The 7,612-nt window shown below is 45.4% G+C and carries 6 protein-coding genes; 5 read left to right on the plus strand and 1 reads right to left on the minus strand.

Annotated features, from left to right (window positions below; translation table 11 throughout):
• Positions 1–8: 8 nt before the first annotated feature.
• The gene (locus AB4493_RS00205; RefSeq protein ID WP_016795398.1) at positions 9–677 is read right to left on the minus strand and encodes a response regulator transcription factor; all 669 of its coding nucleotides are present in this window, start codon (positions 675–677) and stop codon (positions 9–11) included.
• Positions 678–1,126: 449 nt separating this feature from the next.
• On the opposite strand from AB4493_RS00205, the gene AB4493_RS00210 reads away from it, so the two are divergent.
• The 5 genes from AB4493_RS00210 to AB4493_RS00230 all read left to right on the plus strand — a co-directional run bounded on the left by AB4493_RS00210 (position 1,127) and on the right by AB4493_RS00230 (position 7,559).
• Complete coding sequence (locus AB4493_RS00210) at positions 1,127–1,981, plus strand: MIP/aquaporin family protein (RefSeq protein WP_372154339.1); 855 nt, start codon at positions 1,127–1,129, stop codon at positions 1,979–1,981.
• A 59-nt stretch (positions 1,982–2,040) separates the two neighbouring features.
• Positions 2,041–3,561, plus strand: coding sequence for a glycerol kinase GlpK (gene glpK / locus AB4493_RS00215; RefSeq protein ID WP_372154340.1), 1,521 nt, complete (start codon positions 2,041–2,043; stop codon positions 3,559–3,561).
• 260 nt (positions 3,562–3,821) lie between these two features.
• Positions 3,822–4,616: a DeoR/GlpR family transcriptional regulator gene (locus tag AB4493_RS00220; protein ID WP_004740378.1), complete on the plus strand. Its 795-nt coding sequence runs from the start codon at positions 3,822–3,824 to the stop codon at positions 4,614–4,616.
• A gap of 288 nt (positions 4,617–4,904) precedes the next feature.
• Positions 4,905–6,464 (plus strand): glycerol-3-phosphate dehydrogenase, encoded by a 1,560-nt coding sequence (gene glpD / locus AB4493_RS00225; protein WP_372154341.1) that lies wholly within the window; start codon positions 4,905–4,907, stop codon positions 6,462–6,464.
• Positions 6,465–6,749: 285 nt separating this feature from the next.
• Positions 6,750–7,559: an SDR family NAD(P)-dependent oxidoreductase gene (locus tag AB4493_RS00230; RefSeq protein WP_102394239.1), complete on the plus strand. Its 810-nt coding sequence runs from the start codon at positions 6,750–6,752 to the stop codon at positions 7,557–7,559.
• The last annotated feature ends 53 nt before the right edge of the window (positions 7,560–7,612 follow it).

Genomic DNA, 7,612 nt, shown 5'->3' on the forward strand with positions numbered 1-7,612 from the left:
ACCTCAGCTCAGTCTTCGACTTTATTGAGCACGTAACCAAGGCCACGCAGGGTTTTGATCTCAACATTGCTATTGGCTAGCGCCTTCCTCAAACGACCAACGTAGGTTTCAATCGCATTAGTGTTGGGTGGGTTATCGAAGTTATATAAGTGGTCGATGATCTCTTCTTTGCTCATCACACGGTTGAGGTGGTTCAGGAAGATTTCTAATAAGCGATATTCACGCTGTTTAAGCTCAATGACCTCGCCCTTCACTTTCACAATGCAACCTGCACTGTCGAACTCAATGTCACCAAACGTCACTGTGTTCTGATCGCTGCCTTGACGACGTCGAACGATCGCGCGACAGCGGGCTTCCAACTCACCAAAATCAAAAGGCTTAGTGAGATAATCATCAGCGCCCAGATCCAAAAGCTGAATTCGGTCAAACACTTCACTGCGCGCGGTAAGAATGAGAACAGGGGTATCAGACGATTGGCGAATACGTTTAATGATCTGCTCACCCGATTTATTGGGCAGGTTTAGATCGAGGATCACTAAATCAAAATCGGTATGGCTAATCATGGCGAATGCGACCGCCCCATCGTAGGCACAATCAACACCATGACCTAGGTCGATAAAGCGCTGTTCTATTGCTTCACTGATCAGACGATCATCTTCAACTACCAATATTCGCATCTTATCCCCCGCTTAAATAAGACGATTGTTCTCAAGTATGATGGCAATTTCAATAACAAAAGTAACAATAATAAAACAAAGTCCAGTATCACATCACATTTAGAACATTCTGTTCAGTACAGATGTTAAGGCGCGTTAAATATCATCAAGCTACGTCTAATAATCCGCCACTCACGAAGTAGCATCACAAATCCAAACATAAACTCCTCGTACCAGTTGCGCATTCATTTACATATAGGTAGTTTGAGCGGCTTCGCAACCTATCAATTCGAGCAATGACGTTCATGCGAGCATCTTTTTCGAGCAAAAGTGTTCGGATTAACATTTCAAGTGACTTTAATTAACAATTTTATGCTCAAACGCTCACTTTTGATGTTCGTTTATTTTCGAGTTCGCAAATATATGCACAATACACGTGCTAGATAAGCAAAACTAAAAAGGACTCGAACATGACAACAAACAAACACCCTTCTTTATTTGGGCAATGCTTGGCTGAATTTATCGGTACAGGATTACTCATATTCTTTGGCGTTGGCTGTGTGGCCGCTCTGGTATTAACTGGTGCGACATTCGGACAATGGGAAATCAGCATCATCTGGGGCTTCGGTGTTGCGATTGCAATTTACTGTACTGCCGGCGTTTCAGGCGCACACATCAACCCAGCCGTAACGATTGCACTGGCCATGTTCCATGGCTTCGATAAAGCGAAAGTGGTGCCTTACATCATTTCGCAACTGCTTGGCGCTTTCTGCTCTGCAGCATTGGTTTACAGCCTGTACAGCAACCTATTTACTGACTACGAAATCGCACATAACTTCGTTCGTATCAGCCAAGACGCACTATCAACTGCTGGTATCTTCTCGACTTACCCACATGCTTCACTCTCTTTCTTCGGCGCTTTTGCTGTGGAATTCGTGATTACTGCAGTGTTGATGTTTGCCATTTTAGCGTTAGGTGATGAGAACAACGGCGCATCTCGCGGCGCAATGAACCCTCTACTGATCGGTATTCTTATCGCGGTTATCGGTGGTTCTTTAGGTCCACTGACTGGCTTTGCAATGAACCCTGCTCGTGACTTCGGACCAAAACTTTTTGCTTACTTTGCAGGTTGGGATTTCGCACTAAGCGGTGCTCGTGATATTCCTTACTTCATCGTTCCAATTCTTGCTCCAATTGCTGGTGCGTGTTTTGGTGGTTGGTTGTACCCACGTGTTATCGGTGCTTACCTACCAGTTGAAGGCCAAGGCTGCACAATTCCAAACCAATGTGAAACAGAACAAGAAGCTGAACAAGCTCAAGCTTAATCACTAAGCGCCCCTACATTTACTAAAATATAAATAACAAAAGAAAAAGGATTCTTACCATGACCGAGCAAAAATACATTGTTGCCCTAGACCAAGGCACCACAAGCTCTCGCGCTGTAATCCTCGACCACGATGCAAACATCGTTAGTTCTTCTCAACGTGAATTTACTCAAATCTACCCGAAAGCGGGTTGGGTTGAGCATGATCCAATGGAAATCTGGGCAACGCAAAGCTCTACATTGGTTGAAGCGCTGGCTAAAGCAGGCATCCGCAGCGATGAGCTAGCCGGCATTGGTATCACCAACCAACGTGAAACTACTATTGTATGGAACAAAGAAACTGGCAAACCGGTTTACAACGCAATCGTATGGCAATGTCGTCGTACTGCAGAAATTTGTGAAGAAATTAAAGAACGTGGCCTAGAAGACTACGTGCGTGACAATACAGGTTTAGTCCTTGACCCGTATTTCTCAGGTACAAAAGTAAAATGGATTCTAGACAACGTTGAAGGCGCTCGCGAAGACGCTGAAGCAGGTAAGCTACTGTTCGGTACGGTTGATACTTGGTTGGTTTGGAAGATGACTCAAGGCCGTGTACACGTTACGGATTACACTAACGCATCACGTACTATGTTGTTTAACATCAACGACCTATGCTGGGACAGCAAGCTACTAGACGAGATGGGTATTCCAGCATCAATGATGCCTGAAGTGAAACGCTCTTCTGAAGTTTACGGCCAAACGAACCTTGGTGGTAAAGGCGGTACTCGTATTCCAATCGCTGGTATTGCGGGTGACCAACAAGCAGCGCTTTACGGTCAAATGTGTGTTGAAGCTGGTCAAGCGAAAAACACATACGGCACGGGCTGTTTCCTACTGATGAACACAGGCAAAGAGAAAGTAACATCGAAGAACGGCCTATTAACGACATTAGCATGTGGTCCTACAGGCGAACCAGCTTATGCACTTGAAGGTGCGGTATTCATGGGTGGCGCATCTATCCAATGGTTACGTGATGAAATGAAGCTACTGGCTGGCGCAGAAGACTCTGAGTACTTCGCAACTAAAGTAGATACGTCAAACGGTGTTTACGTTGTTCCAGCCTTTACTGGTCTGGGCGCACCATACTGGGATGCTTACGCTCGCGGTACGATTGTTGGCTTAACACGTGGCGTTAACTCTAACCACATCATCCGTGCAACACTGGAAGGTATTGCTTACCAAACTCGTGACGTATTGGATGCGATGCAAGCGGACTCTGGCATCAAGCTAGCAAACCTACGTGTTGATGGTGGTGCAGTAGCGAACAACTTCCTAATGCAATTCCAATCAGACGTACTAGATACAGAAGTTCACCGTCCTGAAGTAACTGAAGTAACGGCTCTGGGTGCAGCATACCTTGCTGGTCTAGCAGTTGGTTTCTGGGACAGCATCGATGAGCTTCAAGACAAAGCAGTACTAGACCGTACGTTCTTGCCACACCACGATGAAGAAAAGCGTAACCGCCGTTACAAAGGTTGGAAGCGTGCTATCAAGTGTGCACAAGTTTGGTCTGAACTGCACGATGACGACGAAGAGTAAAATCGAGCGTTCGAATAATCACTCTCTTATCGATTGAATTGTTCGTTCCTCAGTAAACGAAACTAAAAAGAGCACTATTTTGTGCTCTTTTTTGCGTTTGGAGCCAATTTTTCATGTTTTGATCAACGTTTTTGCGGTTTGGACATAATTCCTTACTATCATTACTTCTCTCTCCTCATCAATTCGAGCACAATAGCGCGAGTTAATATTTTCGATTGTGACGCGCTAGAGCCCATAGCGTGCAGGGAGTGGTAAGTTAAGTGAAGCAGATACCAAGACACCAGCAGATTGTAGACCTGGTAAAAACACAAGGATATGTGAGCACCGAAGAGCTCGTAGAGAAGTTCGATGTTAGCCCACAAACCATCAGACGAGACCTCAATGAGCTGGCTGATAGCAACAAAATCCGTCGTTATCACGGTGGTGCAACCATTCCTCTTAGCTCAGAAAACACCTCTTACAACACGCGTAAAGCGCTTAACTTCAATGAAAAAGATGTGATTGCCGACGAGCTGGTTAAACACATTCCAGATGGTGCAACCTTGTTCGTTGATATCGGCACCACACCAGAATCCGTGGCACGCGCGCTGAACAAAAACCACAAACAACTCAGAGTCGTGACTAACAACATCAACGTTGCCAGTATCCTGCTACCAAACCCAGAGATAAAGGTTATCTTGGCAGGTGGCGAAGTGAGAAACCGTGATGGCGGTATCGTGGGTGAAGCAACACTCGATTTCGTGAAGCAGTTCCGCCTCGATTTCGGCATTCTAGGGATCAGCGGCATCGACTTTGACGGCTCACTGCTTGATTTTGACTACCATGAAGTTCGAGTGAAGCAAGCTATCATCGAAAACAGCCGCAGCATCTTCCTGGCAGTCGACCACAGTAAGTTTGGTCGCAACGCAATGGTTAAGCTGGGTAACATCTCTCAAGCACACATGGTGTTCACCAATAAACAGCCACCAGAAGAGATCCTGAACATCCTCAAGGATTCATCGATCCCATTGGAAGTGATCGAGACCGCGTCTCAACCACTAGCGTCGGACGAATAAAAAAACGCTCAGAAATCATGTTCATTAAAAGAGCCCATTATTGATAGATCACTTTATCGATAATGGGCTTTTTTGTTACTTGGAAAGTCGCACTTGAACATGATTAATATCACTTCTATGCTCGAATGAGAGTTATTTGGAACCTTCGCTGTCATAAGCGAAGGTTTTTTTATGCGCAAATCACATAAAACGCGCATAAACGAAAATAATAAATGACCGCAAACGAAAGTTAATATACGATTCAATTATGTTCTAAAATGCTCGTTCGCTCAGAAAGAGGTCAAAACCATGAGTGCTCAACAAACTAATTCAAACAATAGTACATCTTCAACTCTAGACTTAATCGTTATTGGCGGCGGCATCAATGGTGCGGGTATCGCGGCAGACGCTGCTGGTCGTGGTCTAAACGTTGGTTTATACGAAGCAAATGATTTCGCCTCTGCGACGTCTTCTGCAAGTTCAAAGCTAATCCACGGTGGCTTACGTTACCTTGAACATTATGAGTTTCGTTTAGTTTCAGAAGCACTTGCAGAGCGTGAAGTGTTGCTGAGAAAAGCACCTCATGTTGCACAACCAATGCGTTTCCGTTTACCGCACCGACCATTTTTACGCCCGGCTTGGATGATCCGCTGTGGCCTATTCCTTTACGATAACTTAGGTAAACGTACGACGCTTCCTGGAAGTAAAACGGTGAACTTGGCTCAATCAGGTTTACTGAAGCCAGAAATGAAAACAGGTTTCGAATACTCAGACTGCTGGGTCGATGATGCGCGTATGGTATTGCTGAACGTATTAGCGGCGAAAGAAAACAACGCAGAAGTACGCAACTACTGCCGAGTTGAAAAAGCGCACCGCGAAGGCGACATTTGGCATGTAACGATTCTTGATGTGATGACAAACCAACGTTTTGAACGTAAAGCGAAAGCGCTGGTTAACGCGGCTGGCCCTTGGGTTAAGCAGTTCTTTGATGATGGATTAGAGCAGGCTTCGCCTCGTAATATTCGTCTGATCAAAGGCTCGCACATTGTTGTGCCACGCATTCACGACGAACCACAAGCGTATATTCTGCAAAACAAAGACAATCGTATTGTATTCATGATCCCTTACCTAGATAAGTTCTCGATCATCGGCACTACCGACCTTGAATACAAAGGCGACCCTCGTAACGTCGCAATTGATGATGTTGAAGTGGATTACTTGATTGATATCGTTAACCAGCACTTTGTTAAACAGCTTGGCCGTGAAGACGTGGTTTGGACATACAGTGGCGTAAGACCACTTTGTGACGACGAATCAGATTCACCACAAGCGATCACTCGAGACTACACATTGGAATTGGACGCAGAGCTTGATCAAGCACCACTGCTTTCGATCTTCGGTGGCAAGTTGACCACTTATCGTAAGCTCGGCGAAGCGGCACTGAACAAGCTTGAGCCACACCTAACCAACATGGGCGCACCATGGACAGCGAACGACACGCTTCCAGGCGGTAACTTTAGTTGCAGCAGAGAGCAGCTTGCGAAGATGATCCACACGAAATACCCTTGGGCATCTGAAGCGTTATTACTTCGCTACGTGACTCAATTTGGTACTTACACATGGAAACTATTGGAAGGCGCAAATAGCGAAGCTGACCTTGGCATCCAGTTCTCAAGCGAAGCCCATGCCGTTTATCAAGTTGAAATCGATTACTTGATTAATGAAGAGATGGCGATGACTGACGAAGACATCTTGTGGCGCAGAACCAAACTTGGCTTATACATGAGCGAATCCGAGCAGCAAGCGGTGACGGATTACCTGAAAGAGAAACTACAAAGCAAGGTAGTGAGCTTTTCTCAAGTAGGCTAACCCCACCAGCCTAAGCATGGTTCAAGAACATACTTAACAACGAAGCTTAGCGTCCCCCGCGCTAAGCTTTTTTATTGCCTGCTATTCCGACCTAAGAACTCGATTGATCGTCTCCTTCGCACGGACTGAGGCTTTGTTCACTCCCCCATTTTCAACAAAAACTAAATAGTGTTTTATTAATCCGGTTGATTATCAACTTCATAAAAGGTTGCTATTCTTTACCTCAATGAAACGACACATTTAAAAACGCTCACCATGTCAGCGCTTTAATAAGGAATCTATTCCATGCAAAAAGTTATTCTGATCACAGGCTCTACTGATGGTATCGGCTTCGAAACGGCAAAAGTACTTGTTCAACAAGGTCACCACGTTTTATTGCATGGACGTAACCCAAGCAAACTCAAAGACGTAGAGCAGCAACTTGTGGCTATCTCTGCGGAAGCGAAAATTCAAAGTTACGTGGCAGACTTGTCTGTTCTGGCTGATGTGGATGCGTTGGCTGACAAAGTAATTGCTGAGCGCGATAAGATTGATGTACTGATTAACAACGCAGGTGTGTTCAACACTCCGAACCCAATCACTAAAGACGGTTTAGATGTTCGTTTTGTTGTGAATACCATTTCACCATACCATCTGACTAAACGTCTGCTACCTGTACTCGATGCATCTAGCCGAGTGGTGAACCTGTCTTCAGCCGCGCAAGCAGCAGTGAACATCGAAGCGCTAGAAGGTAAGAAACCAATGTCTGATGGTGACGCTTACGCACAAAGCAAGCTTGCGATCACTATGTGGACTCGTGAGATGGCAAAAGAGTTAGGCTCTACGGGGCCAATGGTGGTTGCTGTCAACCCAGCTTCGTTACTAGGCAGCAAGATGGTGAAAGACGCTTATGGCATTGCAGGCGGCGACCTAAGCATCGGTTCTGATATTCTGGTTCGCGCATCATTGTCTGATGAGTTCGCACAAGCAGGCGGTCAATACTTTGATAACGACAACAACACGTTTGCTAACCCGCACCCAGATGCGATTTACGGCGATAAGTCACAACAAGTTGTCGCTAAAATTGAAGAGATCATCAAAGCAACGCTTTCTTAATGACAGCTATGCTCAAGTGATTTTCTGATTCCAAGAAAAAGCCCTACGTGACT

It is taken from the genome of Vibrio sp. 10N.222.55.A1 (genome assembly GCF_041473835.1).
GTDB lineage: Bacteria > Pseudomonadota > Gammaproteobacteria > Enterobacterales > Vibrionaceae > Vibrio > Vibrio crassostreae_C.